Below are 2,646 nucleotides of genomic sequence, written 5' to 3'. Positions count from 1 at the left end.
TCTACTCAGCCGATCGGTCGATCGGCGGACAGGGTGTGCGCCGGCTGCAACGCGCTCTCGTCGTCGGTGAGCTGGCCCTGGCGCTCACGCTTTTGAGCGGCATCGGGCTCATGCTGCGTGATTTCCAGCGGTTGCACTCCGCCGACCTCGGTTACGATCCCGCCGGACTGCTCACCTTCACGGTGAACCTGAGCCGGGAAGAGTATCCGACGGCCGGGTCCCGCATCGCCTTCATGACGGCGGCGACGACCGAGCTCGAACGCATCCCCGGGCTAGCCGCCGCCGGCGCCACAACGATGTTCCCTTCAGCCCGCGCCAACGCGGTAGCCGAAGTCCTCATCCAGGGCCGCGAGGCCATCCCCGGCCAGCGAAGTCTGGTCAACTCGAGAATGGTGACGCCGGAGTTTCTCGACGCGGTGGGGATCCCGCTGCTTCGCGGCCGCGGGATCAGCGAGTCCGACCGCGCGGGTTCACCACCCGTCGTCGTTATCAGCGCGGCGCTAGCGCGCCGCTACTGGCCGGGCGAGGATCCGATCGGCGCGCGCGTGCGCAATGGCCGCGCCGGCGCGGACGCGCCCTGGATGACGATCGTCGGGGTCGTGGGCGATGTGCGCGAGTTCTACGAGGTCGCCGAGACGTGGTACATGCCATACGCGCAACACGCGGGTTCGTTCCTGGCCGGGCGCGCGGTTTTCGCCGCGCGAAGTGCGAGGACGGGGGCGCCCGCGATATCAGCGGTTCGTGAGGCCATGCTAAACGTCGACCCCGCCCTGCCCATCTTCGATGCGATCACGGCCGAGGACCTTTACGCCGCATCGTACGGTCGCCAGGGCCAGGCGGCGATGCTGGGCAGCGTCTTCGCTGCTTTCGCCCTACTGCTCGCCAGTCTGGGCATCTACGGCTCAATGTCGTACGGGGTCAGCCGCCGCACTCGCGAGTTCGGAGTGCGGATGGCCCTAGGAAGCGATCGGGGAACAATACTGTGCGGCGTAGTTGCCGAAGGCGGGCGAATGGTCGCGGCGGGCATAGTGATTGGGGCAGCCGGCGGGTTGATCCTGGCGCGCTTTCTGGCGAGCGCGCTCACCGAGGTCGGGGCGTTCGACATTCCGACCTTCGCCGCCTCAGCGATTGTGCTCGCGGGGGCGACCCTGAGCGCCGCCTTGCTGCCCGCCGTTCGCGCGACGCGTATCGATCCGGTCGAGGCGCTCCGGCACGAGTGAACGGCTAGTCCGTCCCAACGGGTTCGGCTGTACGCGGCGCCGCGCGCAGCGCTTCGCCCTCCTCCGGCAGCTCGAGGTTGGTGATCTCGTCGGTCACCATGTAGTCGTAGGTCGGATACTCGTACAGCGGCATGCGCTGTTCGGTCTGCCCCATCGAGTAGCCGTAGACGTTCTCGTACTCCGGCACCCTCTCGCCCATCTCGTTCAACTGCGTCAGGTACTCGCCGATCGATTTGGACTCGATCACGATTACCTTGCCCATCTGGTCGATGATGGGGCTGTGGGCACGCGTGCGGTCGTGGTCGAACTCCAGCACGCGGCGGCCGTAGCGGGTGATGCCGATGACGCGGAAGGTGAGGCTCTTCCCCACCGCCGGTAGGTTTAGCACGCTGCGATCGGTGGCCAGGAAAGGCACGCAGCACTTGCCCCGCAGGTTGCTCACTTCGTGGACCAGCCGCTTCGGCTGATCCGGCAGGGCCTGCACCGCTTCGTGGTAGCGCTCCGGGACGCGCCCGATCGACTTCTCCTCCAGCTCCTCCTGCACGACCCGCGCGACGGGAGTGTAGTTGAAGGCGTTTTCCCGGTAGCCCTTGACCACGAAGGTATAGTACGGCAGCACGCCGATCTCGTTCAGCACCTCGCGCAGCTTCGCCGTGTGCCCGCGCCGCGACGCGGCGGCGGTGAACACCAGCTGGTTCGTCACGATCCAGCCGGCGCCGAGCAGCCGGGCGACGGCATCGCGGGCCTCGGGGGTCACCTCCATCGGCGACTCGATGTGCGTCTGGATCAGGAACTGCCTGACCCCGACCTTCGCCGCCTTTTCGCGGAACCGCGCCAGGATGTCGGCCAGCGCCGGCGTGATGCGCTGCGGCAGGAATACCGGGAGCCGGGTTCCGAGCCGCACGCGCACGAGCTCGGCGTACTTTCGCTCGCGCCGCTTGTTGGCGTCGCGCTTGGCCTTGGCCATCTCGTAGATCGCGTCGAGGATGCGCTCCAAGGCGGCGTCGGTGCTCATCAGCGCGTCGCCGCCCGTGACGAGGATGTCCCGCAGCTGCGAGTCATCCTCGAAGTACCGCATTAGCTCGTCCAGCTTCTGCGGCCACGTCTTCTTGGGCGCCAGCTCGTCGAGGGCGAAGTCCAGCTGGCCGTGCTGGAAGCCGTACATGCGCTGGCAGGCGGCGCAGAGGCCGCCGCACGCCCTACCGGTCGTGTCGGGGATGAGGATCGCCACATCGGGATAGCGCCGGTGCACGTTGTCGTACGGCGGCAACAGCCAGCCGGCAGCGTTGGGCTTGCCGGGCTCGATCTCGTCCTCCTTCTCCCAGGCCCGGATGTGCCCGAACTCCTCGACCAGCTGCTGCGAGTAGACCACATAGTGCCGGATCGCCAGATCGGCGCCGATCGCGAAGTACGGCACCCGCACGTG

General features: G+C 67.6%; 2 protein-coding genes. One reads left to right on the top strand and one right to left on the bottom strand.

The window, feature by feature from the left end; genetic code table 11:
- Positions 1-1,220: ABC transporter permease (locus JSV65_18025; protein ID UCH34398.1), on the top strand; the 1,220-nt coding region annotated here is incomplete at its 5' end.
- Positions 1,221-1,224: 4 nt separating this feature from the next.
- Here JSV65_18025 and JSV65_18020 read toward each other — a convergent pair.
- Positions 1,225-2,646, bottom strand: a 1,422-nt coding sequence (locus JSV65_18020; protein ID UCH34397.1) for a KamA family protein, incomplete at its 5' end; no start/stop codon positions are given.

The sequence above is a fragment of the Armatimonadota bacterium genome (assembly GCA_020354555.1).
Taxonomy (GTDB): domain Bacteria; phylum Armatimonadota; class Hebobacteria.
Note: the sequence above shows the minus strand (reverse complement) of the source record. Positions and strands in the feature narration are given on the sequence as shown.